We start from the raw sequence: 25654 nt of genomic DNA, 5'->3' as shown, positions 1-25654 counted from the left end.
GCAAGCGTCTATCCCCCTCCCGGCGGAAACTACCCGCCTCCCGGTGGGTACCCGCCTCCTCCCGGTGGTGGCAACTTCCCGCCTCCGCCCCCGAATGACTACGGCGCAGGCTTCGGCGCCCCCCAGCTTTCTGTGGGTGCGGCAATTTCCTACGGCTGGAACAAGTTCAAAGACAACGCACTGGTCTGGATCGGGATCTCGATCATCGCTTTTCTGATCGCCGGACTCATCCAGGGTGCTTTCAACGGCTTCGACTACACCAATACCGAATTCAGCGCGCTGTCGATCGTGGGTGGATTGGTCACCGCAATCGTCGGCTACATCATCCAAGCCGCATTCCTTCGTGGAGCGTTGAGCGAATTGGACGGAATCAAGCCGGCTTTCGGCACCTTCTTCCAATTCACGAACATCGGTGCAGTTGTTCTCGGCGGTTTCCTTGTCGCCGTCGCCACCTATGTCGGTTTGGTTCTGTGCATCATTCCCGGCATCATCGCGGCGTTCCTGCTCTACTACACGCTGACCTTCATCGTGGACAAGAATCAGGATGCGATTTCGGGCATCAAATCGAGCTACGCGTTGACCTCGTCGAACGTCGGAACGTTGATCCTGCTGGCGCTCGCTCTGATCGGTATCAACATCATCGGCGCACTGCTGTGCGGAATCGGTCTTCTCGTGACGGCGCCCGTCGCGCTGATCGCCAGTACCTACGCATACCGCGTGCTGACCGGCGGCCATGTAGCTGCCTGATCAGTTCGTTTGCATCACCGAAGGCCCTGCGGTTCCACGTGAAACCGGAGGGCCTTCGGTGTGTTCTGCGCAACTGGACGGTCGCCAACTCGCATCCGAGCGCCTTGTGGTGCTTGGATGACGGACGTGACAGCTCAGGATCAGCAAGACGAATCGACCCACGAAACCAAATTTGCGCACGTCAGCCGGGGTTATTACCCGACGATCGTCGCGCTCTTCACCGCAACGCTGCTGATCTCGAACGTGGCGGCGACAAAGGGGGTCGCCTTCTTTGCGGATTCCGACTTCTCGCTCGGTCCCTTGCAGATTCTGCCCATCATCACCGATGGTGGATTCTTCTTGTTCCCGCTTGCCTACGTCCTCGGTGACGTACTCAGCGAGGTGTACGGCTTCAAAGCGACCCGACGCGCGATCTACCTGGGCTTCGGCGCACTGATTCTTGCCGCCGCATGCTTCTGGATCGCTGTGCAACTCCCGTCGGCAGAGTTCTACGAGAACCAGGCCGCCCTCGAAACCGTGGTCGGCGTCATTCCCCGGCTGCTGGTCGCAGGATTGGCCGCCTACCTCGTCGGCCAGCTGCTGAACTCCCTGGTCCTGGTCATGATGAAAAAGCGCATGCAGGAGAAGCACCTGTGGGCGCGGCTGATCGGCTCGACCGTCGTCGGCGAATTCGCCGACACCCTCATCTTCTGTTCCATCGCAGCCGGTGTCATCGGCATCAGTACGTGGGAAGACTTCATCAACTACGTGCTGGTCGGCTTCCTGTGGAAGACGCTTGTCGAGGTTCTGGTCATGCCGATCACCTACCGCGTCATCGCCTACGTGAAGAAGCGCGAACCGACCTACGTCTGAGGTGCCGGCGTCTTCGCCGCATAGAACTTTCCGAGCATGTCCGCTTTGAAGTCGTGGAAGTATCCGCCTTCGATGCTGGCTCGGATGTCGTCGACCAACTTCACGGTGAATCGCTCGTTGTGGATGGTGCACAGCGTCGACGCGAGCATTTCCTTCGCCTTGAACAGGTGATGGATGTACGCGCGGGTGTAATTGGCGCAGGTGTAGCAGTCGCACTCGTCGTCGATAGGCGTGAAGTCACGACGGAATCGGCTGGTATTGATGTTGAACCGGCCGGAGCGGACGTAGATCGCGGCATTGCGAGCAACACGCGACGGATTGACGCAGTCGAAAGTGTCCGCGCCGTTCTCGATTGCGACGAAGAAGTCGTCCGGTTCACTGATGCCGAGCATATGACGCGGCTTGTTCTCGGGTAGTTCCTCGTTACACCAACGCACAATTGTGCCGAGGTTCTGCTTCTCGAGGGCGCCGCCGATGCCGTAGCCGTCGAAGCCGTATCCGTTCTCGCCTTCGATCGACTCGAGTCCGCGGCAGGCTTGACGACGCAGATCTTCGTACTGCGCGCCTTGGATCACGCCGAAGAGAGCCTGATAGGGCTTGTCGGCGCGTTCGGCCGTGAGCTTCTCGTGCTCGTTGATGCAGCGGATCGCCCAGGCCTGCGTGCGCTCGACCGATCGCTCCTGATAGCCGCGGGTGTTGAGCAACGTGGTGAGCTCGTCGAACGCGAACATGATGTCGGCACCCAGCTGATGCTGAATCTGCATCGACACCTCGGGGGTGAACCGATGCTTGCTGCCGTCGAGGTGCGATTTGAACGTCACGCCCTCGTCGTCGACCGTCGCGAGACGCTCCTTGCCCTTTGCGATGACGTCGTCGGACTGCACGCCGACGGCTTCCATCGCGAGCACCTTCTTGAACCCGACGCCAAGGGACATCACCTGGAAGCCGCCGCTGTCGGTGAAGGTGGGCCCGTCCCAGTTCATGAACTTGCCCAGCCCGCCGGCCTCGTCGACGATGTCGGGTCCCGGCTGCAGGTACAGGTGGTACGCATTAGCGAGCAACGACTGCGCACCGAGTTCCTTCATGGACTCCGGCAGCACGGCCTTGACCGTGGCCTTGGTTCCGACGGCCACGAACGACGGAGTCGCGATATCGCCGTGCGGTGTGTGGATGGTGCCGGTTCGTCCGAGCCGGTCCTCGAGCCTGGTCCCTATCGTGAAGATCGACTCGGGACGCTTCGAAGGAGACGCGTCAGACTGAGGCTGTACTGCAGAATTCACGTGCCAATCCTGTCATAACTGCGAATACTGCCGCCGCGGCATGCTCGCGACGAGCACCTTCGACAGTTCTACTGCGCCGCCAGAACAGTGATGTCCGAAGGTTGTCGTCGGCCCACTCCGGTCCACGTGAGACCCGCTCGCGTCAGGACGTCTCGGTCGAGCAGATTTCGGGTGTCGATCACTCGAGGAGTGCCCATCGCTGCGGCGATCCGCGGCCAATCGAGCGTGCGGAACTCCGGCCACTCGGTCAGCACCACGGCGGCGTCGGCTTGTGCGACTGCGGCATACGCGTCGGCGACCAGTTCGATACCCTCCAGTTCCGGATACGATATCGCTGTGGGGAGTGCGGGATCGAACCCGACCAACTCTGCGCCCGCCTGCCGCAGTAGAGCGGCGATCATCAAGGCTGGAGAATCACGAAGATCATTGGTGCCGGCTTTGAAGGTCAAACCGAGCAGTGCCACGCGAGTGCGGGTGAGTGAGCCGTTTCGATTGCCCGTCACAGCCAAACGAATCTTGTCCACCATCCGCTGACGTTGACGGGTATTGGTATCGATCGACGCCCGCATGAGACGGAACTCGAAATCAGCAGCATCTGCCACCTGGAGCAACGCTTGGGTGTCCTTCGGCAGACACGATCCACCCCATCCTGGGCCAGGATTGAGAAACTCACGACCGATCCTACGGTCGTAGCTCATACCTTCGGTCACATCCAGAATGTCTGCACCGAGTCGCTCGCACAGTTCAGCCACCGCGTTGACGTACGACAACTTCATCGCCAGAAATCCGTTGGCCGCGTACTTCACCAGTTCGGCACTGGCCGAATCGGTGAGCACAGTCGGCGCGCCGAGCCTGGAGTAAAGCGCCGCGACGCGTTCTGCCGCGTCCTGTGCCTCCCCACCCACGACGATTCGATCGGGGTTGAGGAAGTCGCGAACCGCGGTGCCTTCTCGCAGAAACTCTGGATTACTGGTGACCGCGACATCGGATCGACCCAACAACTCCGCAGTTCGCGCGGCGGTGCCGACTGGGACGGTGGATTTGTTCACGATCACACAACCGGCCGGGAGCGTATCGCGGATTTCGTCCAGTACCGCCTCCACAGCTCGCAGATCCGCAACGCCGCCGACGCCCATCGGCGTTGGCACACAGAGGAATACAACCTCGACGCCTTCCGCATGTTGTTCGACTGCGACTGCTGCGCCGACAGTGAATGCCAGACGCCCGGCAGCAAGGCCTTCCGCCACCAGTTCCGACAGGCCGGGCTCGAGGATGTCCACCTTCCCATCCTGCAACCGCCGAATCTTCTCCTCGTCGACATCGGCGCAGATCACATGATGTCCGAGTGACGCCAGGCACGCACCCGTCGTCAGCCCCACATACCCCGTACCGACGACAGCTATCCGTCGAGCAAACACTTAGCCTCCACTGAAATCAGCCATCCCCCGAACCGCAATAATGTTGCGGTCAAATTGCCCGCATGGGCTGCACTGACGCTATCCTCTAGCATACATCGAGAAGCTTGACGTCCAACCTGGTAGACAGACCAAGCATACTCAATTCAGCAATCAACCAGTGATCACAACCACCGAAACCGGACATATATGAAAAAGCGGCTAGCTGGCACCCACAGCAAACTTCAGGCAAGAAGGCGGCCATGACACGTCGCATCGGTTATGCACCCGGCGTCTACGACATGTTCCACATCGGGCACCTCAACATCCTCAGCCACGCAGCGAGCCAATGCGACTACCTGATTGCAGGAGTTGTATCCGATGAGATGGCACGCCTGGCCAAAGGTCGTGACCCGGTAATTCCGCTAGCCGAGCGGATCGCGATCGTGGCGAGCATCAACTGCGTCGACGAGGCTGTCGCCGAAACCAAGCCGCACAAGATCGACACCTGGCGCGACGTGGGATTCGATGCGATCTTCAAGGGGGATGACTGGCGAGGAACACCGAAAGGCCTTGCGCTGGAGCAGGAATTTGCCGCAGTCGGCGTCGAGGTGGTCTATTTCCCCTACACGCTCGACACCTCCAGCACCCTGCTGCGCGCAGCTCTGGAAAAGTCCGTCAAATCGCGACCAACCGGGACTCGGTAGCGCATGAATCACAGAAAACAGCACGAAGCAGGCAGCAATCGATGAGAACAGCACATGTGATTCACAAATCCGCCTCGGCGCCTCGGATGGTCGGAGTGTCAGCACTGCTGGTGATAGCTGCGCTGACGGGGTGTTCCAGCCCAGCTTCCGATACATCGAACGGTGACAGCGTCACGCCGCCAGGCGTCACCGTGGGCACGCCCCCGCCGCCGGGTATCACCGAAGACCGCGCCGAGAACATCTCCACGCTGCCACCAGTGCCGGTCGACCACCCGAGCCCACTGGCCAACGGTCTAGAGGTCACCGCGGTGACTACCGAACCGCTCGAACTCACGGCCAACGGTCCAGGTGAGATCGCGGGCAGCGGCTTGAGCGTGACGCTCGACTTCGCGAACAAGTCCACCACGGACATTTCGCTGGACAGTCTGACCGTCAACGCCTACTACGGCAACCGACTGCCGGCGGCACCCGGCGCGACCGACACAGCCACGCCGGTCAGCGGACTGCTTCCTCCTGGCGACCACCAACAGGGTGTCTACGTGTTCCAGGTACCGGAGGACGGGATCGACACCGCCGTATTCGAAGTGGGCCACAGCGATTCCCAGAACGTCATCGCCGTCGCTCGTTGACGGCGGCCGAGGTGGTCGCGCAAACCTCGCTGTCCAGGCGCAGCGTGTTCCGTGCTGCGACACTTCTCGGATTGGGCCTTGCGGGCGGATCGGCGACGAGTGCCTGCAGTAATTCCAGCATCTCGGCCCAATCGCCGGCTCACCAATTCCTCTCCCGCGGTAGGTATTTCATCGCGCAACGGGGGGCAAGCGACGAGGCACCCGAGCACACGCTCGCCGCATATTCGCGAATCGCCGACCGCGGCGCCGAGGCAATCAGCGTCGCCGTCCACCGCACCAGAGACGGAATCCTCGTCTGTCATGAGGACCCGACGTTGAGCCGAACAAGCGGTCAGAACATCGCAATTGCGGACGTCACTCACGACGAACTGAGCAATCATCCCGTCGATCTCACCCGCTGGGTAGGTCCGGACTGGGGGATGCACCCGATTCCCACATTCTCAGAGGTGCTCGAAAGACTCGGCAAGCGGGCTGTTCTGTTTGTCGAATCCAAGGACACGGAAGCCACCACCGACGTGATCGGCGCTGTCACCGCGAAACAGCTGGGCGGCACCACCGTCTTCACACAACCGTTCACTGCCAGAGAAGGCGAGTCCGCTGCGCGCAAAGCAGGGCTGACCATCTGCACCTATTTCAGCTCACATGCAACCGGTGCCGAAATCGACGAGGCCGCAGGCGGATCAGACGCAATCGGAATCTTCGCAGGCGTCCGCAGGGAGAACGAGCGGCAACAAACTTCGATCCAGGGCGCCGTGGCGACAGGCAAACCGGTAATCGCATGGTCGGTAAACCGCCGCTCCCAACTCCCCTACCTTGCTGAGGCTGGGGTCCGAGGGTTCATGTCCTCATCGTGGAGTTATGTGGCCGGGCCCTCCGAACCTAGTCCGCACGACACCTTTTCCACCGGGCGGATCGCACCAGGCGACCTGGCGGGTAACAATTCATCGTCTGCGGCACCTGAATGGGGGCCGAACGGTTCGATTCTGTTGGCAACCGGCGCATCACCCCAATCCATATCCATGGGATCGATGTGCCCGGTGCGCGCTGCCCCGTACGTCATCACCGTCGAAGCGCAGTTCGGCGCGGCGCCTCCGCTCGCCTCCGATCATCTGGCAGTCGTCATCGGACGCGACGACGATTCCGCCTATCGACTCGGCGCGGTCTCGCCCGGAACCACCCAAGGTCAGCTCGTCGTCCTGCGGTCCACCGGTGACCTGGAATTGCGCAGCATTCCGGAGGGCAACGCACTCTCCATTTTGCAGTCGTCCGTGGCCGGGAACAAACCAGTCGTCGGTCAATGGCTGACGCTACGGATCATCGTGAAACCAGATTCCGTTACTGCAGAGTGTGATTCAGGACAGGAGCCGGAGCCGACAACGGTCAGCGCGCCTCGCACAGCTTTCGGGGGTTACTTCACATTGGCACGCAACTATTCCGGTGCCAACGCCCAGGCGTCATTTCGCAACATCAGCGTCGCATATCGCTGACAAACTCCCCGAAGTACAACACCGCGCGCCTCCTGGCAGTACAGGGGCGCGCGGTGTTGTATGCACGTCTACTCCGGTCGAGCGACCTCGAAGTTGTCGAACCGGGCCACTACCGGCTCGGTGGACGATCCCGAAATGTACACCGCCAACCCCGTCGAACCCAGAGCTTGCAGTTCCGGAGTGGAATCGGTGACGGATCTGGTCCACTGCACCGGCTCTGGCATTTCCTCGTCCCACACCTTTACCTGCAGGGTAGACGGTGACGCACCGAGAACCTGGGCACGGACCCGCAGATGCTTACCTGCCGTGTACGTCAGGCCGGGCAACGTCACGACCGAACCGAGTACCGTTTCGGTACCCGCCACCACTTTGGTCAACGACACCTGTACCGAACCGTCAGCGAGAATCCTTACCCGCGAACGGTAATCGCCGGAAGCCCCACTCCGCAGCACGGTCGACAGATACGCGCCGCCGCCGGTCGGCATCGCTTCGAGCCACATCGAATGCGACACGTCTACATCACCGGACGCTACCGCGGGCAACAACATAGTCGCCGAACGGCCAGCGGGTACTGTAACTTTGGCCGAACCCGACTCGACTGAAGCTTTGGCTCCACCACCGGTCACCGACCAGACGCCACCGACCTCTGCTTCGCCGAGACCCGAGACCGTTTCCCTGTCGAAATTGTCCTTGGCTACCTCGCCGTCAGCCGGAACAACCGCGTCCTTGACGGTAACCGGATGTGTTGCAGTGCTTTTCGCGCCGGAATTGTCCACGACGGTCAAGGTCACGGCGTACGTACCGGCGACAGCATAACTATGGTCGATCTTCGCGTCGGCACCTGTAATAGTGGCACCTGTCGCGTCGTCACCGAAGTTCCACTCGTACGAAACGATTGTCCCGTCCGGATCTGCCGAAGTGCTGCCGTCGAAGGCGACTGCCAGATCCGTCACGGTTTCCGTGAACGCCGCGACCGGCGGCTGATTCGCTACCACGCCCTGGCCACGTTGCCAATGCGCCTGCACTGCATCCGAACTCAATGCCGAGTTGTAGACCGCGACCTCGTCGAGCGCGCCTGAAAAGTTGGAACTGAGAGGTGCCGAGGGCCAACCTCCCAGACTGTCGCCGCCGACCCGCCAATATCCCGCGGTGCGGTACTCGGCTTGAACGGTGTCGGCACGTTCTGCCACCTGCTCACCGTCGACATACAGGCGCATCCCGGTCGATCCCAGTACACCGACGACGTGATGCCACTTGCCGTCGTTGTATGACCGTGGACTAGCCACCGTCCGGAATCCGTTCGCGTTCGCACCGAGTAACAGCTGACCCGAATTGCTCATGTACACATGACGATCGCTGGAGGCGCTGTTGTTGGTGTTCACGCTGCCGAAACCGATGATCTTCCCTCCCCAACGGGTGGTCGTGTTGAACCACGCCTCGGCGCTGAACGACTGAGGCCCGAACTGTGCGGACCCACCCGTCTTCGATCCGGCCGTGAACGACGTGGAAGGGTTCGGATCACCGACGATCGCACCACCGACATTGCGCTGGGCTGATTTGAGAGTCAGATCGGCATCACCGGCCCAATCCGACGCGAGAGTCCCCGATGCCTCCCCCAGACGCCAGTAATGGACGGCGCCGTCGCGGGCAACCAACTCCTGGTACGCACTTGGCGGCGACGCGATTCCGGCCGGCACTGTGGCTGTCGCCGTCGGCCCGACCATGGTGTTGCCGAATGCGTCCGTGACCCGAACCCGGTACGTCTGGGTCGATCCCGGCGGCGCCGAGGTATCCGTGGCACCCATCCGGCCCCGGTTCCACCACTGCGCATCGTTGGCGGTCGTAGCCGCCACCGTCGCAGTCGAAAGTTGGGCACCTCGAAGCAATTCGTAGGTCAAGTGACTGTTGTCGCGGTCCCAAGCCGCCGTCCACGTCGCGCGGACCGCACCAGGACCGACTCCGGTCATCGCAGGCAACAACTCGTTGTAACCGTTCGGCGCTTCCTTGTTCGGCGCCTGATCCTTGATCGCGAACCGAACAAGCCCCTCCTGCGGCACACCGTTGACCTTCGGAAACTCGCCACCGAGGACGATGTAGCGATCGTTTCCGGCGATCGACCAACCCGCCTGCTTCTGGCCCGTGAACGTTCCGGGAGCCAATGTCGGCAACCAGTGCAACAACTCCGGTGCCGGTTTGCCGAGGAAGTTGCCACTCGAATTGATCGGGCCGGACGCATTCGTACGAAATGCCAACGACCACTGGTAACTCCACGGTTCGGTCTGCGGAAGGCCGCCGATTTGACTGCAGTCGTGTGGATGTCCGGCTACGTACATCACGTCGCCGATCGTGACGTTGGAATACGTGTCGCCTCGGCAGCCGCTGACCCAGCGTAGATTTCCGGTCGCGACATCGGAAGCGAAAACGCTCTCCAGGTTTCCCGACCCGTACGAATAGCCGGTCCCGTACACGGTGCCGGCATCGCTGCTGAGGCTGTAAATCGCGGAGTTGATACCGGAATTCCGCACAACTGTGTTGGTAGGAAACGAGATAGTGGCGCCAGATGTGGCATCGAGAGAGCCGACGCCGACGTTGTTCGCACCGTTGAGCGTCGTGAAGCGACCGCCGACCACTACCTTGTTGCTACCTGGTGGTGCCGTGATGGCCATTACCTCGGCGTTGGCCTTCGGCGCCCACGGCAAAGCTGCACCGGTTGCGACATTGAATGCCGCCAGCCGCTGACGCGCTTGTCCTCCAACGGTATTGAAGATTCCGCCGGCGTACAGCGTGTCGCCTTGGACTTCGAGAGCGCGCACACCCGCGTCAAGTGCCGCAGTGAAGATGTTGAGCACCGTGCCGTTATCCGCGTCAACAGCAGCGAGACGATACCGGTTGACACCACTGACATTGGTGAAATCCCCACCAACGAAGACGGTTTTGCCGTCAGCGGACGCTTCGAGGGCGCGCCCCTGACCGTTGAGTGCCGGAGCCCACGGCTTCAGTTCGCCGGTATCGAGGTCGTATGCCAGCGCGTTCGACCTCGGAACGAGATTGGTACCCGGAGCCGCACCAGCAGGCCTGGCGTTGGCGAATTTCCCCGTCACGTACACCGTGTTGCCTACGACGATCTGCGCCCAAACGACCCCGTCCACCTGAACGGTGGGTAATGCATCCGCGGACACCGTCCGCGGAATTGTGGGGACAGTCGGCGCGGTATCGGCAGTTGCTGTACCGATGCCCAGCGATCCCACCACCGCTAGAACTGTCCCCACCGAAACGAACGCGTTGACCAAACCGCGCCACTTCTTCCGGTGATCCTGATATCCGTCGGCGCGCATACCGGCGATGTCGATCATTCGTACTCCTGGTTGCAATAAGGAACGCACCCGGAATCTTCCCCCCCGTTATGCGCTGAGTTCACCGACGAACCCGCTGTCAGCAATCCACAGGCTACTTCGTTTTTCGGGGATTGCGAACCCGTACGAGAGCGCCGGTGGAAAGCCACACATTCCGCGGCCAGTCACCAACGGACGTTTTGGGCGCGAGGATCGCACAATCTCGGATTCCCGACGTCCCGAACCTGTTGTTCTTGATCGTCAGACCGATCGCGCCCTTCCCCTTTTCATCGACATTGATCGTGCATTGACCACCGGACAGAATGTTGTCGTTGATCTGGATGTTCACACCCCGCGCATAGTTCTGCGTGATCATCGCCGCGGCGTTGTACGCACCCTCCAAACGACTGTTGTGCACGGAGATATTGCTGCCACCCTCGATTTGCACATTGTCGTCGTGGGTTTGGTTGTCCCACTGCTTAGGCCAGGGCGAATAGTGCAAATTGTCGTGTAACCAGCTGTAACCGAAATCGACGTTGTCCCCGAAAATCACCACCGAGTCGACAACGCCCGAGATGTCGAGTCGCCTGGCGTAAAAGTTTCGACCCTTGATTCCGTCGACGTACGGTGACAGCGTCGACGGCCGCAGTGTCGTGTCCTCGATCCTGAAATTTCGATGGTCTCCGTAAGCCGCGATCAATGATTCATTGATTTGCCCCGGATTACGTCCGCGGATGATGGACCGGCGGATCGTCACATTACTGGCCTCGATCCGGACAAAACCACGGATATCCAGATTTTCGATCACCGTGCCCGGTGTCCGAATCGTCAGGTCCCCGTTGTGCACTCGTAGCGGTGTTCCTGCAGGTAATCCGAATGTCGTCGGCACCGCAGCCTCGACTTCCGCCGGCAAACCTATGTTCAAACCACCGGCCGCAAGCAGTGCGGCAAAAGCAAGACCCATTGCACGAAGGGACCGTTTAGGGCGAGCACTCCACAACATTGAAGAACTTCCATTCTCCCCCAGCGTTGCGCCATTGACGCGTTTCAGCAAACATGTAGCGCTATCATATTCCTGGTGATCAGCAGTGAACGTAACAATTCGACCATTGATTCTGTTTCCGGAAATCACGCGTCCAACCTATCGGCTGTTGTGGCCGTTTTGACATACCGACGCCCCGATGACCTGATGGAGTTGCTTCCCGAATTGCTGCACCATTGCCATCAAGCATCCGTCGGGTACGGTATTCGACCACCAACCGTGCTTGTCGTCGACAACGATCCGGCTGGTGGTGCGCGTGAGACCGCAAACCGGTTCGGCACCGGCGTCACCTACGTACACGAACCGACTCCCGGTATCGCTGCCGCCCGCAACCGCGCTCTCGCCGAATCAGTCGACGTCGATCTCCTCGTGTTCATCGACGACGACGAACGTCCCACATCCGACTGGCTGACAGCACTGCTCGAAACCCGCATACGCACCGGTGCCGGCGGAGTTGTCGGCCCGGTCGTGTCGGCATTTGCGGCACCACTCGACCCCTGGATCGCCGACGGCGGTTTCTTCGATCGCCGACGCCTACCCACCGGCACCGAAGTGCGTGTGGCCGCGACAAACAACCTGCTCCTCGATCTGCGTCTGGTCCGCTCGATTTCGTTGCAGTTCGACGAAAGATTCAGCGCAAGCGGCGGATCCGACAGCTTGTTCACGCGCCGATACACCGGAGCCGGTTTCACGCTGGTGTGGTGTGACGAGGCAGTGGTGACCGATGTCGTTCCAGCAGAACGGGCCACCCTCGACTGGGTAATACGTCGACGCTATCGAATCGGAAACTCTTGGGCTCGTACGGAACTGGCACTCATTTCGGGCAGTGCGCAGACCGTTCGGTTACGCGGAGCGCTGCTACTGGCCGGGGCGACCCGAGTGGCGGGCGGAACCGCTCGCGCGACGCTCGGCGTGTTGGGTCGCAGCCCCCGTAATCGCGCACACGGTATCCGAATCGCCGCTCGGGGCGCGGGAATCGTCGCGGGCGCCTTCGGCCGGACCTACCTCGAGTACCGCCGTCCGATCGGCGCCTGAGTACCAATGAACCTCGCGGACAAGGCCGCAAGGGGCGGCGGCGTCACGCTTGCGTTCCAGGCGGTGAAATTCATCGTTCAGACCGCGTCGTTGATCCTGTTGGCCCGGCTGCTGACGCCGGAAGACTTCGGTATCGTCGCGATGGTCGTCGCCATTACGGGCGCTGCAGATCTGATCCGCGACTTCGGCCTCTCACTCGCCGCCGTGCAGGCCAAGCAGTTGAGCGACGCTGAACGGACCAACCTGTTCTGGGCTAATACCGGCATCGGGTTCGTCTGTTGCGTGGTCGTCTCGGCCGCGGCGCCACTGATCGTATGGATCTACGACAAGCCCGAGCTCCTACCTATCGTCTTTGCCGTTGCCGGCGTATTCATCGTCAGCGGCGCGGCCACCCAGTTCCGCGCTGAACTCATGCGCAGTCTGCGCTTCACAGCACTGTCCACCACTGATGTTCTGGCAAATGCCATCGGAGTCGGCACAGCAGTGGTGCTTGCGCTTTCGGGCGCCGGATACTGGGCGATTGTCGCGCAGTTGATCATGGTTGCTGTTGCCACGCTGTTTCTCAGTGCCGTGATCTGTCGGTGGCGCCCGGGGCTTCCACGCCGAGGCGTATCGATCAAACGGTTCTTCCGTTTCGGTGGCGGGCTACTCGGCACCCAACTGCTCGGGTATGCCACCAAGAACATCGACAGCATTGCCATCGGCGCGATGTACGGGCCAACTACGCTCGGGTTGTACAACCGCGCATACCAACTGCTGATGACTCCGCTCAACCAGATCAACGCCCCACTCACCAACGTCGCACTCCCCATCCTGTCCAAAGTTCAGGACAACCCGGTGATCTACGGGCGGTACCTGGCCAGAGCACAATTGATCGGCGGGTACTTCACCGCTTCGGTTCTCGCGGTCAGCGCCGGCGTCGCAGAGCCGCTGATCACCGTCGCCTTCGGTGAACAGTGGCCTGCCGTTGCCCCGATCTTCGCGCTCCTTGCAATCGGTGGCGTATTCCGCTCGGTCGCCCAAATCTGTTACTGGGTCTATCTGTCTCATGGACTGACCGGCGCGCAGTTGCGCCTGTATCTGTTTCTCCGACCTGCGGTCATCGTGATCACGCTTGCCGGTCTCCCGTGGGGCGCCGTCGGAGTCGCGGCAGCATCGTCGATCGGCTTTCTCGTGGACTGGCTGGTCACCCTGTGGCACGTGCACCGCGTGGCCGGTGTCGACAGCATGATGTTGCTGCGGAACTCCTTGCGCGCGATCCTCCTGTTCGGCGCACCGGCCGGACTGCTCGCATTTGTCGGATCTCACCTGTTTGTCGCACCATCCGCGTCCTTGGCAGCCGGCATATTCTCCGCCCTGGTCGGAGCTACCCTCTCCGCAACGCTCTTTCCCACTGTCCGAAGCGATTTGACCACCATGCTCGACTTCGCGAGAAGAGCCGTTGGCCGTCCTCCTCGTCCTCCGAAGGAACCTGTCGACCGAAATTCACCGCTCGGCTCTGGCGGACGAGACGACCGCAGGCTCGTGTCCACAGATTCGGCGAGCACTATGACGCTGTGGAACTACCTGACTATCGTCAAGAACCGATGGCGCATTTTCATGACGGTATTGGTGATGACACTGGCTGTCGCCTTTTCCACGATAGCCTTGACGCCACACACCTACATCGCCAGATCTGAGGCAGCCCTGCAACTCGGCGTCGTCGGCACTCCGCGCCAGATAAGTGATCGCTATCCCCAAGCGCTGTCGCTCACCCGTTCCTTTGCCGCACTCGCCACGTCCACCGCCGTCCTCGAACCGGTGATCGGGCGCCTAGGGCTCGACACCTCCGCCGAATCCCTGGCCCGCGACATCGAAGTCACCATCCCGACCGATACCGTCACCATGCAATTCACAGTCCGGGCAAACACGGCCGACGGCTCGGCACAGATCGCCGACGCCGTCGCCGAGCAGCTGGCCGATCTCACCGGGCGGATGATTCAAATAGAACAGCCGGACATGCTGGGGCTCACCGTCACGCGGGCACCCGTACCTGAATTCGCGTCTACGCCGCGCCGCGGCTTGATCCTGCTGACCGGCGCCGCGACCGGGCTGATGCTCGCGGTGATCGCCGCCGTCTCGTGGGATTGGCAATTGAGTCGCCGACACACCGGCACTGACCGGCGGCGTGCACAACTAGGCGGTTGACTCCACCCGCGGCTTCGTGTGCCCACGCCGCGAACCATGCTCGGGGAGAGGGGCAAACACGGCGAACATCAACGGAAGTACGGTCACAGCAAGAAGAAATGCTCGGTCGACGAACCCGAACGAAACTTCCAATGTGGATGAAGCGAATAGAGCCACCAACAGCGTTGCCGGTTGGAAAATGCCACGCGCACTCCATTGCGATGCCGCCCATGCGATCGTCACGAACATCGCCGCCACGAGGAACAGGAAGATCAATCCGCCCGTTGCGAGTGTGTGTACGAACTGGTTGTGCCCGTGGAACGCAAAGCCGCCGAGGCTCCCGACGTGTTGCGGCAGAACTGAATACCAATTCGATCCGGAACCGAACCAGGGCGTGTTCCCCCAGGCATCGAGACTGTGACGCCAGATTGCACCGCGGTTGGTCAACGCATCGTCTGCCGGAGTGGACAGCGGCCACCAAATCATCACCGCCCCGGTCGCTCCCACCAGCCCCCAGGACATTGGTCTGCGCAGCACAGACGGTGTGACCGTCATCAGCACCCACATGCCGCATGCGAGGGCAGCCGCGGCCAACGACGATCGCGAGGACGTCCACACGATCGCAAACAGGACTACGGCGACGCCCGCCGCACGCACCACGCGACGTGGAATCAGCATCACTGACGGCAGACCGAGAACCAGGTACTGCCCGAGATTGTTACCGTCGGTGAAAATTCCGATCAAAATACCGAGCGGCAAAATCTCCTTCGTCGGTGCCACTGCGGTACCTGCACTCGAAATGAAAATTCCACTTTCCGGCAGGAAGACCCCCAACGCAATGCACATCACTGCCGTCAGGACAACGAGGTACCCGAGCACGGCGAGCTTCCTCAATTGTGGCCGCAGGATCCAGATCGCGACCACCAGTACCGGATAGAGCATTCCGCCGCGCGTCGGGACATGATCGATGTACAGATCTCTGACCACCACGTACACCCATGGGGCAAGCATTAGGACCAACGGCATGCGCCTATCGGTAGGCAACGCCGCTGTGCCACGGAGAATGACGTACGCACACAGTGCAAATACGAGCAGCAGTAGCAGCACTTCCAGCTTGACTGCCAACGGGTTCATCGGCAACGCGTCACCCACCGTCGCCCGCCGTTTCACCCCTATCAGCGACTGCACCAGCCGTGGCATCGTGTACATCGCCCACACGAGAACGATCAGCGTGACCGTGACGTCCGGCCGAAAATGCCTGGAGGTCACGAGCACTCCCGAATTTGTTTGCAGCGAACCACCAGTGCACCCAGGGATTCACTAGGTTTAGGATACGGTCGCATGACACCTCGAATCGGCAACGACGGCCAGTCCGGCGAAGACGCGTTGAGAGTCTTGCTGTCCACTCGCGGGCCATTCAAGACGACCAACCCATACGTCGTACAACTGGCCGACTCGATTCGAACTTGCGGCGCAAGTGTCCGGTATTTCAGTTGGCAAACAGCTCTTTTCGGCAGTTACGACATCTTGCACATCCATTGGCCCGAAGTAATGATCCGCCGTGACGGCGCCCTCGCGCGGGCGGCCGCCCAAGTCCGATTCATCCTGTTGATGCTGCGCCTGCGGCTCACCGGTACACCTATCGTCCGTACGGCACACAATGTTCGTGCACACGAAACCGGTAGCCGCACGGAGACCGCGCTCTTGCGGTGGTGCGATCGACAGACCCGAACCTGGATCGTGCTCAACGAATTGTCCACTGTACCAACAGGAACCGAACGGGTACTCATTCCTCACGGCGACTACGCCGACTGGTTTGCGGGATACCTGAAATCTGAACCCATTGCCGGCCGGGTCATTTCGTTCGGATTGATCCGACCATACAAAGGAACCGAGTCGCTGCTCGAGTCCTTCGCCCACGTCACCACTACCGGCGCAAGGCTGCGTATCGTCGGCAAGCCGAGCACCGACGAACTCCGTGCCGTCGTAGAATCTGCGGCGCGCAAAAGCAGCCGAATCACTGCTGCCCTCGACTATGTCGAGGACAGCACCTTGGCGCTGGAAATCACAGCAGCGCAATTGGTTGTCCTCCCGTATCAAAACATGCACAACTCGGGCGCACTGCTGCTCGCGCTTTCACTCGAACGCCCCGTGCTCGTTCCGGATACCGAAATAACCCGGGCACTGGCCGACGAGGTCGGGCCCGGCTGGATCCACCTCTATCAGGGCCCCCTCACCACGGCGACACTTGATACCGCGCTCGCCGCCCCGTCGCCTGCCGAATCCCCTGACCTGTCCGCCAGGAAATGGCCGCAACTCGGCCGCGCGCATATCCGCGCCTACCGAGACGCCGGCCGAAGAACTCATCCGCCGTACGGCGATCAACGTCTACCGTCCTGAAGTCGTTTCCTACTCCGCATCAGAACTCGCGCAAGTCCCGAGCGCCGTTGTACAAGAACAACGCCGGCGAGAATTCCTCCCGCCGATGACAGCCTGTCGACCGCCGCAGCGAGGTCACGACGCGTGGTCTGCCCACGCCGCGCCACCAAAACCGTGACCTCGGCAGCGGCGGCCAATGTTGCACCGTCCGCTACGGGTATTGCTGCACCACCAACCGCAAGGAGCATCTTGTAGCGCATCGACTCGACCTTGAGAAAGGGTTTCAGTCGCGTACTCACCAACAACTCCGCGGCATTTCCCTCAGCTCTGCCTGCGGCGACAAAATCCAACCCGGACCTCACCTGGAGCGTCTGACCGAAGTCTGCTGACCCCACCAGGATCTCCGCGAGGCCAGGAGCCGATTCGGCGCCGAGCATGCCCGCTACGGAGGCCGATCGTAAATCGCCGTCGACCAACAGAATTCGATCCCGTGCCCGAGCCATGACCAACGCGAGGTCGACGGCGACTGCCCGCGCGTCGTCGCTCGCAGTCACCGGAACTACGGCGACTGACTTCACGCCCCCTCGTTTCCCACACGCCGCTGCGATGTTGGTGTGCAGCACCAAGGTCCCGGCAGCACTCTCCGATCCACGAGGGTCGACGGGTGCCACCGACCGTTTACCGTCGAATGTGATGGCTGCAAGTACCGGAGTCGACGACACGTTTTCAACGTCGGACACCGACCGAACAGGTCTGGTCACCGATTCCCAGATTCCCACGATCGCCACTGCCACAAGCAAACCGCCCAGCGCGCCGAGCAATTCGAATATCGCCCGATTTACGGTCGACTGCTTCTCTGAGGCAACCGCGGGAGATACCGACGACATTCTCATTGCGGGGTTGTCCTCTTCACCGCGGGGCGAGAGTGTGCGGACCGCTTCGTCAAGGCGTCGGATCACCGCATTGGCCGTCATCGCCGCGCGCAGACTGGACGTGTCTGTGACTGTCACGTTCATCACCGTGGTATTCGACGGCACGTCCACCTGGATCCGGCCGGCAAGGTTCCGGGCCGTTGTCTGGAGGTCAAGTTCCTCGATCACCGGATCGAGAACGATCGGTGACTTCACGATCTGAGCGAACGAAGGCATGACGCTCTGCGCGAACGAGCTTCCCGCCGTGTAGTCGCTCGCCGTCTTGGCACGGTCGACAGCAAAATAGACGACTGCAGTCGAGCGGTGATCAACCGTGATCGTTCCCGAGTAGACCGCACCACCGATCGCCCCGAGCAATACACCCGCAATCAGCAGCAGCCATCTCGCACGAGCGAGATTCCATACGCTTTCCACTCATTCTTCTCTTTCTTCCGAGTTTCGGAGACCAAGTGGACATTGCCTCACGATGAAGACTAGCCTTTCCGCAACTATATGGTTACATCCGCTTTCGCGGCAGATGGCACCGACGGTCGACTCTGAGTTGGACATTCCGGGGGGAATACTTGGCTTACATCGGGGCGCCAGCCCACCGCGCGCTCGTAGCTCATCCGGGTGCCGAACTGTACGGCTCGGACCGAATAGTGCTGGAATCGGTAACTGCCCTGACAACTACGGGCTGGGACGTGACCGTGATGCTGGGGTCCCCTGGACCGTTGGCAGCACGTGTGGAGGAAGCCGGCGCCGACGCCGTGATCATGCCGATACCAGTTCTGCGCAAGTCGAAGATGTCGCCGACCGGCCTGCTCTCGCTTGCTGTGGAGGCAGCCCGCTCGACGCCGTCCATCGTGCGGACGCTGCGACGCTTCTCGCCCGACGTCGTGTACGTCAGCACTGTGACCATCCCCTGGCTGGCCGTGGTCGCGAAGCTCCTCGGCTACCCAGTGATCTTCCATGTGCACGAAGCTGAAGACACTGCATCCAAGCCGATCCGAATGGGGCTGAGCGCCCAACTGTTGTTGTCGCAGCGGGTCATCGCGAACAGCAATGCCTGCCGTGAACTGATCCTGAGTGACATCCCGACGCTGGGGCGCCGGATTCGCGTGATCTACAACGGCGTCGCCGGCCCGAGTACCGAGCCGACTGCCCCCAGGCTGAGCCTGACCGGGCCGATTCGACTCGTTTTGGTCGGGCGCATCGCCCCACGCAAGGGCACAGACGTTGCGGTCGAAGCACTCGCAATCCTCGTTCGACGCGGGGTGGATGTGACACTCGATCTGGTCGGAGGCGTCTTTGCCGGCTACGAGTGGTTCGAAGACGATCTCAGCCGTATCGCTGCTGCCTCGGATGTCAGCGACCGCATCCGATACCTCGGCGTGGTCGAACAGGTATGGGAAACAATGGATTCCGCAGATATTGCCCTGGTGCCGTCGAGAGCCGAACCGTTCGGCAATGTTGCGGTCGAAGCCCAGCTTTTTGCAAGACCTGTGTTGGCCTCTGCAGTTCAGGGCCTCACCGAGATCATCGAAGACGGCAGAAATGGTCGCCTTGTCGAGCCAGGAAACGCTGTTGCGTTGGCGGACGCAATCCAATCGACGATCGAGAGTTGGGGCAGCACGCGCGAGCAGGCAATCGGTGCGCGCACCGAAGCCTTGACCAGATTCTCGCCGGAACGGTACCGCGCCGACATCGCCGAGGCCTTTACTGCGACAATCAGGAGCAATCGAAAATGACCGTCCACCAAAATAGTTCACTACCGGAGGAGTCGTTCACCGATACCGTGCGACGACTGGCAGGAGCGCAGAAGCCACCCGCCAAGGGGTCGCCCGCATATTCCCGGTTCGTCAACAGAAAGATCGGACGCGTCATCGCAGCAGCCGCGTACCAAGTCGGCCTGACACCTAACAAAGTGACGTTCATCAGCGCCGGTTTCAGTGCCGCCACTATCGCGGCTATCGCACTGGCACAGCCACATTGGTGGGTCGGCATCCTCATCGCCATTGGACTGCTGGTCGGTTACGCATTCGATTCGGCAGACGGTCAACTCGCACGCCTGCGCGGGGGCGGCACGCCTGCTGGTGAGTGGCTCGATCATGTGGTCGACAGCATCAAGACCACCGCACTGCATCTCGCGGTGTTGATCGGTTGGTATCGCCACTACGACGTCACAGATGTCAGATTGTTGTTGATTCCCATCGGTTTCACACTGGTGGCATCCGTCTTTTTCTTTGTCCAGATCCTGACCGACCAGTTGCGACGCGCACACCCGGATCGCGCACCTGCACCGGCAGATACCAGCACCAGTGCCACCCTCCGATCAATTCTGGTCATCCCCACCGACTACGGCGTCCTGTGCGGCATCTTCGTTCTCTTCGCCTGGCAGTCGATCTTCGCCATTTCGTACGCCTTACTCCTGATCGGCACGGCCCTGTTTCTGTGCGCCGCGCTGCCCAAGTGGTACCGGGAGATTCGGAATTTTCGAGATTAGACAGACTATTCGCTTATGAATAACCATTTGTCTCAATTCTTGTGAATAGTACTATTTAACTGCACTAAAATATTTGCTGAAGGTTGTCTGTTACTTGGATAAGGTTTCGATTTTTGATAGCCTTTTCCAAATCTCGGGATCCTCGGACTATTCAGCGCACGACATGACACGTGCATCGGACGCCGCATCCGACAATTCCCGAGCACAAACAAACAAGGGGGGGTTCGCTCATGCGAATCGCAATGATCGGGACACGGGGAGTGCCCGCACGCTACGGCGGATTCGAAACGGCTGTCGAGGAGATCGGCTCACGACTTGTCGAAGGTGGCCACGAAGTAGTGGTCTACTGCCGCGGCAAAAACAGATCACCGAGCTACCGCGGGATGGAAAGGGTACCGCTACCCGCTTTGAAACACCCCATCCTGGAGACCTTGAGCCACACAGCACTATCAGTCGGGCATCTCCTTCGTCACCGGTGCGATGCGGCGATCGTTTTCAACGCTGCCAATGCACCACTGCTACCCGCAATCCGCGCAGCTCGCATCCCGGTAGCCGTGCACGTCGACGGGTTGGAATGGAAGCGCGGAAAGTGGGGCCCTGTCGGCCGCCGGTACTACCTGGTAAATGAGCGTGTATCCGTCTGGCTTGCTGACGAATTGATCTCCGATGCCGAGGGAATTGCGGACTATTATCGCGAGCGATATGACACCCCGAGCATGTTCCTGCCTTACGGAGCACCAATCCGTGACTCCACCGATCTGAGTCGTCTGTCGGAGCTCGATCTGACCGAGCACGGCTACCATCTGGTCGTTGCCCGCCTCGAGCCCGAGAATCAAGTGGACAGGATCATCGAGGGTTATCTACAAAGCGACGCACAGTTGCCCTTGATCGTTGTCGGCTCCGTTCCGTACGAAAGTGAACACGAGAAACGAGTCAACGAGCTCGCCGCGTCGGATTCCCGCATACGCCAACTGGGCGGCGTCTGGGATCAGGACCTCCTCGACACGCTGTACGCGGGAGCTGCAAGTTACCTACACGGGCACACGGTCGGCGGCACCAATCCGTCACTACTGCGAGCAATGGGGGCCGGTGCGAATGTCATCGCCTGGGACGTCAACTTCAACCGTGAAGTGCTGGGAGACAACGGAGTCTTCTTCAACGGACTGACCCAACTCAGCGCAGCACTCGAGGAAACTGAATCCGATCCGACCGCCGCCGCAGAACGCGGTCTCCGGGCACGCGCACATGCGGCTGCCACATACAGGTGGGACGAAGTAACCAAGGGTTACGAACAGCTCTGCGAAGAGATGCGCGCTGGAACCCGAAGCCGCAAGCTACGCAAACAGGCCCACGGATCCCAACAGTCCCTTCGCTCCACCGCCCGAGTACCACAAACTCGGTAAGTCTCTCTCCACCTGAAGGTCAATCTCAGGGACTGGAACGAGGAACTAGATCTCCGCGCCCACGAATTGGCTGTTGTACAGACGGAAGTACGCGCCGCGGGATTCGAGCAGGGCGTCATGGCTCCCCTGCTCCACGATCCGGCCTTCCTCCATCACCACGATCAGGTTCGCATCACGAATTGTCGAAAGACGGTGCGCGATGACAAAACTGGTGCGGTCACTGCGCAAAACCGCGGTGGCGCTCTGGACCAGTAGTTCGGTGCGTGTGTCCACCGAACTGGTCGCCTCGTCGAGGATCAGAATAGACGGCTGCGAGATGAAGGCGCGGGCGATGGTGATGAGCTGCTTCTCGCCGGCACTGACGTTGCTGCCTTCCTCGTCGATGACCGTGTCGTAACCCTCAGGCAGAGAGTGCACGAACTTGTCGACGTAACTCATCTCGGCCGCGCGACGAATCTCCTCGTCGGTGGCACCGGGCTTGCCGTACGCGATGTTCTCGCGGATGGTTCCACCGAACAGCCACGCGTCCTGCAGAACCATACCGATGCGTGAACGTAGATCGTCTCGCGTCATGTCGGCGATATCGATACCGTCCAAAGTGATTCGGCCCGAATTGAGTTCGTAGAACCGCAGGATGAGGTTGACGAGGGTGGTCTTGCCTGCCCCGGTGGGGCCGACGATCGCAACCATCTGGCCGGGCTCGGCGGTCAGGGACAAGTCCTCGATCAGCGGCTGTTCCGGCTTGTAACTGAAGGTGACGTTCTCGAACTTGACGCGGCCCTTGTCAACCGTGGGCGACTTCGCGCCCTTCGGGTCCTCCGACTGCTCGTCTTGGTCGAGCAGCGCAAAAACACGCTCGGCCGAAGCGACACCGGACTGCAGCAGATTTGTCATCGACGCGATCTGCGTGAGCGGCTGGGTGAACTGACGCGAGTACTGGATGAACGCCTGCACGTCGCCGAGCGTCATCGTTCCGGATGCGACGCGCATACCACCCACCACTGCGATGGCAACGTAATTGAGGTTGCCGAGGAACATCACGGCCGGCATGACCAGACCGGAGATGAACTGCGCCTTGAAGCTCGACTCGTACAGATCCTCGTTCTGCTTGCGGAAGCGCTCCTCGACCTCGTGCTGGCGGCCGAACACCTTGACCAACTCGTGACCGCTGAATGCTTCCTCGACCTGTGCATTGATTCCGCCGGTGCTCTTCCACTGCGCGACGAAGTGCTTCTGCGAACGTTTCGTGATGAACGCCGTGACCATGATCGACAGCGGAACAGTTGCCACTGCAATCAGGGCGAGCAACGGTGAGATCCACAGCATCATCACCAGAATGCCCAGGACGGTCATCACCGACATGACCAACTGGCTGAGCGTCTGCTGCAAGCTCTGCGCGACATTGTCGATGTCATTGGTCACGCGCGAGAGTACGTCACCGCGGGCATGGGTATCGAAGTACCGCAAGGGAAGTCGATGAATCTTCTGTTCGACGTCCTCACGCAGCCGGCGAACGGTCCGTTGCACAACGATGTTGAGCAGATACGCCTGCAGCCAACTGAACAGCGACGCGCAGACGAACAGCAGCAGCACGATCATCAAGACCTTGCCGACCGCGTCGAAATCGATTCCGGTTCCGGGCACAACGGCCATGCCGGACACCATGTCGGCGAGTTGACCCTGCCCCGAAGCGCGCAATCCTTCGACAGCCTGTTCCTTTGTCGTCCCCGGCTGGAGTTGCTTACTGACGATGCCGTCGAAGATCAGATTGGTGGCGTTTCCCAGGATCTTCGGCGCGATCGAGGAAAGTACGACGCTTGCCGTCACCAAAGCGAAGATCAGGATGACGATCGGCTTGTCCGGGCTCAAGCGACCGAGGAGACGCTTGAGCGAAGGGCCGAAGTTCATGGCCTTCTTGGTGGGATCGCCGCCGCCGGGCGGGCCGATGGGAGGCGAGGAAGTCGGTCGATTACTCATGATGCGTCCTGTACGGCTAGCTGAGAGGCGACGATTTCGCCGTAGGTGGGACAACTGACCACGAGTTCGTCGTGCGTGCCGATCCCCACGATGGCGCCGTCGTCGAGCACGATGATCTGATCGGCCTCGACGATAGTGGAGATACGCTGCGCGACAACGACTATGCAGGCGTCTTGCGTGACCGGCCGGAGCGCCGCACGCAGCCGTGCATCAGTAGTGAGGTCGAGTGCCGAGAAGGAATCGTCGAACAGATAGATCTGTGGCTTACGCACCAACGCTCTGGCGATGGCGAGTCTCTGACGCTGACCGCCCGATACCGTCGTACCGCCTTGTGCCACCGGTGTGTCCAGGCCTTCTGGCATGGCGCGGACGAAGTCGGCAGCTTGGGCGATCTCGAGGCACTCCCACAGCCATTCGTCGGTAGCTTCGGGGTTTCCGTAGCGGAGATTGGTGGCGACAGTGCCGGAGAACAGATACGGCTTCTGCGGGACCAGACCGATCACCGAGCAGAGCAGCTCAGTGTCGATGTCGCGGACGTCGACGCCGCCCACCGATACCGATCCGGAGGTGGAGTCGATCAAACGTGGAATCAGGTTGAGCAGAGTGGTCTTTCCCGATCCGGTGCCGCCGATGATCGCCGTCGTCTTGCCGGGTTCGGCGCGGAAGGTGATGTCGCGCAACACTGGCTCCTCGGCTCCGGGGAACTGGAACTGAGCTCCACGAAGTTCGACGACGCCCGGGTCCTTCAACTCCAGGACAGGATTCTCGGGCGGAATCACCGAGGAATCGGTGTCGAGTACCTCGGAGATACGTTCGGCGCACACCGACGCACGCGGCAGCATCACCGCCATGAAGGTGGCCATCATGACTGCCATCAGGATCTGCATGATGTAACTGAGCATCGCGGTGAGCGAGCCGATCTGCATCGAGCCCTCGTTGATCTGATGGCCACCGAACCAGATGACCGCGACGCTGGTGACATTGCTGATCAGCATCACGAGCGGGAACATCAGTGCCATGAGGCGGCCGACGCCGAGTGCAGTCTCCGTCAGTTCGCGGTTGGCGTCGCCGAAACGCTCTACCTCGTACGGTTCCCGTACAAACGCTCGGACGACGCGGATGCCCGTGATCTGTTCGCGAAGAACACGGTTGACGGCGTCGAGGCGGCCCTGCATGACCCGGAATCCGGGGACCATCCGGGCAATCAGGAAACCCATCGAGACTACGAGGAGCGGGACGCTGATCCCGAGGATCCAGGAAAGATTCAGGTCCTGGCGCAGAGCCATGATGATGCCGCCGATACACATGATCGGCGCCATGACGAGGATGGTGCAACTCATCACGACCATCATCTGCACTTGCTGGACGTCGTTGGTGTTGCGGGTGATCAGCGAAGGCGCACCGAAGTGCCCGACCTCCCTGGCCGAGAACGTCCCGACCTGATGCAACACCGACGCTCGGAGATCGCGCCCGACACCCATGGCGACTCGCGCTCCGAAGAAGACGGCACCCACCGAGCACAGGATCTGCGTCAGCGTGACCATCAGCATCATCCCGCCGGTGGAGAGGATGTAGCCGGTGTCGCCTTTGGTCACGCCGTTGTCGATGATGTCGGCGTTGAGACTCGGAAGGTAAAGGGCCGCCATAGTCGAAATAAACTGCAGGACGACAACGCCCGTGAGTTCACCCCGGTACGGCGTCAGATAAGTGCGCAGCAGCCTGATCAGCATAGTGAGCGAAGGTTACCAATCCTGGCCGACATGTGCCGCTGGATATTTCGATACGCAAAAACAGCTGTGCGCCTTTA

19 protein-coding genes are annotated in these 25654 nt (G+C 60.8%); 11 read left to right on the top strand and 8 right to left on the bottom strand.

From position 1 onward, the window contains the following. On the top strand, positions 1-747 hold a 747-nt coding region (locus ABX74_RS10500; RefSeq protein WP_223257879.1), incomplete at its 5' end, for a hypothetical protein. A gap of 117 nt (positions 748-864) precedes the next feature. After that, complete coding sequence (locus ABX74_RS10495; RefSeq protein ID WP_019746509.1) at positions 865-1599, top strand: queuosine precursor transporter; 735 nt, start codon at positions 865-867, stop codon at positions 1597-1599. Here the strand turns inward: ABX74_RS10495 and tgt are convergent. Together tgt and ABX74_RS10485 are read right to left on the bottom strand one after the other, a co-directional pair. Continuing rightward, entirely contained in the window at positions 1590-2879 is a 1290-nt protein-coding gene (gene tgt, locus ABX74_RS10490; RefSeq protein ID WP_047888794.1) for a tRNA guanosine(34) transglycosylase Tgt, read from the bottom strand. The two genes, ABX74_RS10495 and tgt, sit on opposite strands and share 10 nt — an antisense overlap. Positions 2880-2947: 68 nt before the next feature. Continuing rightward, the gene (locus ABX74_RS10485; protein ID WP_047888793.1) at positions 2948-4297 is read right to left on the bottom strand and encodes a UDP-glucose dehydrogenase family protein; all 1350 of its coding nucleotides are present in this window, start codon (positions 4295-4297) and stop codon (positions 2948-2950) included. Positions 4298-4536: 239 nt separating this feature from the next. Between ABX74_RS10485 and ABX74_RS10480 the strand changes: the two genes are divergently transcribed. Genes ABX74_RS10480 through ABX74_RS10470 form a run of 3 tightly spaced genes read left to right on the top strand, consistent with a single transcriptional unit; the run spans position 4537 to position 7096 of the window. Continuing rightward, positions 4537-4980 carry an adenylyltransferase/cytidyltransferase family protein gene (locus ABX74_RS10480; protein WP_047888792.1) on the top strand — a complete coding sequence of 148 codons (444 nt, stop codon included), beginning with the start codon at positions 4537-4539 and terminating at the stop codon, positions 4978-4980. A gap of 41 nt (positions 4981-5021) precedes the next feature. After that, positions 5022-5609, top strand: a complete 588-nt coding sequence (locus ABX74_RS29690; protein WP_144419570.1) for a hypothetical protein — start codon at positions 5022-5024, stop codon at positions 5607-5609. 11 nt (positions 5610-5620) lie between these two features. Then, the gene (locus tag ABX74_RS10470; RefSeq protein WP_047888791.1) at positions 5621-7096 is read left to right on the top strand and encodes a glycerophosphodiester phosphodiesterase; all 1476 of its coding nucleotides are present in this window, start codon (positions 5621-5623) and stop codon (positions 7094-7096) included. A gap of 68 nt (positions 7097-7164) precedes the next feature. Here the strand turns inward: ABX74_RS10470 and ABX74_RS10465 are convergent, their stop codons facing one another. Continuing rightward, entirely contained in the window at positions 7165-10449 is a 3285-nt protein-coding gene (locus ABX74_RS10465; RefSeq protein WP_053062010.1) for a LamG-like jellyroll fold domain-containing protein, read from the bottom strand. Between the two features lie 94 nt (positions 10450-10543). Next, entirely contained in the window at positions 10544-11560 is a 1017-nt protein-coding gene (locus tag ABX74_RS10460; RefSeq protein ID WP_144419569.1) for a hypothetical protein, read from the bottom strand. A gap of 21 nt (positions 11561-11581) precedes the next feature. Between ABX74_RS10460 and ABX74_RS10455 the strand changes: the two genes are divergently transcribed. Next, the gene (locus tag ABX74_RS10455; protein ID WP_047888789.1) at positions 11582-12505 is read left to right on the top strand and encodes a glycosyltransferase family 2 protein; all 924 of its coding nucleotides are present in this window, start codon (positions 11582-11584) and stop codon (positions 12503-12505) included. Positions 12506-12511: 6 nt separating this feature from the next. Then, a complete protein-coding gene (locus ABX74_RS10450) occupies positions 12512-14692 on the top strand; it encodes an oligosaccharide flippase family protein (RefSeq protein ID WP_053062009.1) in 2181 nt (726 codons plus the stop codon). Here the strand turns inward: ABX74_RS10450 and ABX74_RS10445 are convergent. Beyond that, a complete protein-coding gene (locus tag ABX74_RS10445; protein ID WP_144419568.1) occupies positions 14681-15940 on the bottom strand; it encodes an O-antigen ligase family protein in 1260 nt (419 codons plus the stop codon). The two genes, ABX74_RS10450 and ABX74_RS10445, sit on opposite strands and share 12 nt — an antisense overlap. 72 nt (positions 15941-16012) lie before the next feature. Here ABX74_RS10445 and ABX74_RS10440 point away from each other — a divergent pair, with 72 nt between their 5' ends. After that, a complete protein-coding gene (locus ABX74_RS10440) occupies positions 16013-17071 on the top strand; it encodes a glycosyltransferase (protein ID WP_047888787.1) in 1059 nt (352 codons plus the stop codon). Here the strand turns inward: ABX74_RS10440 and ABX74_RS10435 are convergent. Continuing rightward, positions 17053-18396, bottom strand: coding sequence for a hypothetical protein (locus ABX74_RS10435; protein ID WP_047888786.1), 1344 nt, complete (start codon positions 18394-18396; stop codon positions 17053-17055). The genes ABX74_RS10440 and ABX74_RS10435 overlap by 19 nt on opposite strands. Positions 18397-18545: 149 nt before the next feature. Here ABX74_RS10435 and ABX74_RS10430 point away from each other — a divergent pair, with 149 nt between their 5' ends. The 3 genes from ABX74_RS10430 to ABX74_RS10420 all read left to right on the top strand — a co-directional run bounded on the left by ABX74_RS10430 (position 18546) and on the right by ABX74_RS10420 (position 21870). Further along, on the top strand, positions 18546-19712 hold the full coding sequence (locus ABX74_RS10430) for a glycosyltransferase family 4 protein (protein WP_082148484.1): 1167 nt from the start codon (positions 18546-18548) through the stop codon (positions 19710-19712). Beyond that, positions 19709-20467, top strand: coding sequence for a CDP-alcohol phosphatidyltransferase family protein (locus tag ABX74_RS10425; RefSeq protein ID WP_047888785.1), 759 nt, complete (start codon positions 19709-19711; stop codon positions 20465-20467). The genes ABX74_RS10430 and ABX74_RS10425 overlap by 4 nt, the downstream gene beginning before the upstream one ends. A 230-nt stretch (positions 20468-20697) precedes the next feature. Continuing rightward, entirely contained in the window at positions 20698-21870 is a 1173-nt protein-coding gene (locus tag ABX74_RS10420) for a DUF1972 domain-containing protein (RefSeq protein WP_047888784.1), read from the top strand. A 45-nt stretch (positions 21871-21915) separates the two neighbouring features. Here the strand turns inward: ABX74_RS10420 and ABX74_RS10415 are convergent, their stop codons facing one another. After that, positions 21916-23847, bottom strand: a complete 1932-nt coding sequence (locus ABX74_RS10415) for an ABC transporter ATP-binding protein (RefSeq protein WP_047888783.1) — start codon at positions 23845-23847, stop codon at positions 21916-21918. After that, positions 23844-25577, bottom strand: a complete 1734-nt coding sequence (locus ABX74_RS10410) for an ABC transporter ATP-binding protein (RefSeq protein WP_021332868.1) — start codon at positions 25575-25577, stop codon at positions 23844-23846. Before ABX74_RS10410 ends, ABX74_RS10415 begins: the two co-directional genes overlap by 4 nt. Positions 25578-25654: the final 77 nt, after the last annotated feature.

This window comes from Rhodococcus sp. ARP2 (genome assembly GCF_001029585.1).
Classification (GTDB): domain Bacteria; phylum Actinomycetota; class Actinomycetes; order Mycobacteriales; family Mycobacteriaceae; genus Rhodococcus_F; species Rhodococcus_F erythropolis.
Note: the sequence above shows the minus strand (reverse complement) of the source record. Positions and strands in the feature narration are given on the sequence as shown.

Coding starts and splice junctions, on each gene's coding strand:
- ABX74_RS10450 (WP_053062009.1), top strand. CDS start 12,512: ATGAACCTCGCGGACAAGGCCGCAAGGGGCGGCGGCGTCACGCTTGCG.
- ABX74_RS10410 (WP_021332868.1), bottom strand. CDS start 25,577: ATGCTGATCAGGCTGCTGCGCACTTATCTGACGCCGTACCGGGGTGAA.
- ABX74_RS10440 (WP_047888787.1), top strand. CDS start 16,013: ATGACACCTCGAATCGGCAACGACGGCCAGTCCGGCGAAGACGCGTTG.
- ABX74_RS10415 (WP_047888783.1), bottom strand. CDS start 23,847: ATGAGTAATCGACCGACTTCCTCGCCTCCCATCGGCCCGCCCGGCGGC.
- ABX74_RS10420 (WP_047888784.1), top strand. CDS start 20,698: ATGCGAATCGCAATGATCGGGACACGGGGAGTGCCCGCACGCTACGGC.
- ABX74_RS10425 (WP_047888785.1), top strand. CDS start 19,709: ATGACCGTCCACCAAAATAGTTCACTACCGGAGGAGTCGTTCACCGAT.
- ABX74_RS10480 (WP_047888792.1), top strand. CDS start 4,537: ATGACACGTCGCATCGGTTATGCACCCGGCGTCTACGACATGTTCCAC.
- ABX74_RS10495 (WP_019746509.1), top strand. CDS start 865: ATGACGGACGTGACAGCTCAGGATCAGCAAGACGAATCGACCCACGAA.
- ABX74_RS29690 (WP_144419570.1), top strand. CDS start 5,022: ATGAGAACAGCACATGTGATTCACAAATCCGCCTCGGCGCCTCGGATG.
- ABX74_RS10465 (WP_053062010.1), bottom strand. CDS start 10,449: ATGATCGACATCGCCGGTATGCGCGCCGACGGATATCAGGATCACCGG.